The sequence below is a fragment of the Aureibaculum marinum genome, from assembly GCF_003813905.1.
Classification (GTDB): Bacteria; Bacteroidota; Bacteroidia; order Flavobacteriales; family Flavobacteriaceae; genus Aureibaculum; species Aureibaculum marinum.
This window is the reverse complement of the sequence record NZ_RPFJ01000061.1, coordinates 1-1053: the sequence shown is the minus strand read 5'-3', so window position 1 is coordinate 1053 and position 1053 is coordinate 1. Positions and strand designations below refer to the sequence as shown.

Sequence of the window (1053 nt, the reverse complement as noted above, 5' to 3'; positions counted from 1 at the left end):
GGTAAAAAGGATTATCAACAATTTAACACCCCAAAAACATCATTATGTAATAATTAAAAATAAAATATTAACTTTGAAGTGAGTGACTAGTGCTTTTCATAGGATACATTGTTGTAAGTAGTGCTTCATTCAGCCGTTTCTTTATTCCAGTATTCTTTTTTTGCTTTTTTCTGTTTATAGTATGCGACAAATATTAAGGAAAGAGGAAAGAATAAGATTATAAAAAGCCATTTAAAAATATTCGACATTAGATTCATTTGTTTTCCTGAAATTTTTTCAATAATTCCTTCGCATCAGTCATTCCCAAATTTTCTGCTACAGTTAAATGTTTTTTTGCGTTTAAAGTGTCACTTAAATATAAATACGATTCCCCAAGCCAAATTGATGTATTTGCTATTTCAAAATTATATTTCAAAACTTCCTCTAAATCCAAGATTGCTAATTCATATTGTTTATTCAATGCGTAAGAAATCCCCCGCTCATATTTAATTTCTTGTTTATCAACGAAGTAGTCCGAATCTGTATCCCATTTATTGAACTCTAGACGAATGTTTTCAAAATTGATTGCTCCTTTGGTTTCAAGTGCCTTGGAATAATAATCTATTGATTTTTCGTACTGATTTAGTCTTTTATAACCATTTCCGATATTCATTAAAGCCAATGTGTTGTCTGAATCAAAAGCTATTATTTTCTCATAATCTTTAATTGCTCCAATATGGTCTTTAAGAGCAGATTTATCAGCACCTCTGTTTAATAAGGCTGGTCTAAATTCAGGCTTTTGTTCAATTGCCTTGTTATAATACTCAATGGCTTTTTTATATTCCCCCTTTTCATCCAATTCAAAAGCTAAATCATAATATTTTTCAGCAGTTATTACATCGCAGGAACTGTAATTTATAAAAATAAATAATATGTAGATTGAGTATTTTCGCATTACTTACAATAAGATGTGTAAAGATAGTAAAACGTTAGTTTTATTCTCTTTACATAGTGTTAGTTGTTGTTAAACGGAACTCAAAGGAAGTTTCCTTTGAGTTAGTGAGTAAAATAACT

Annotated in this window: 1 protein-coding gene; it reads right to left on the bottom strand. The window is 29.1% G+C overall.

The window, feature by feature from the left end; genetic code table 11:
- Positions 1–253: 253 nt before the first annotated feature.
- A complete protein-coding gene (locus tag EGM88_RS14615) occupies positions 254–934 on the bottom strand; it encodes a tetratricopeptide repeat protein (protein ID WP_123899168.1) in 681 nt (226 codons plus the stop codon).
- Positions 935–1053 lie beyond the last annotated feature (119 nt).

Bases quoted from the DNA above. Each gene is read 5' to 3' on its own strand.
- EGM88_RS14615 (WP_123899168.1), bottom strand. From the start codon at position 934: ATGCGAAAATACTCAATCTACATATTATTTATTTTTATAAATTACAGT.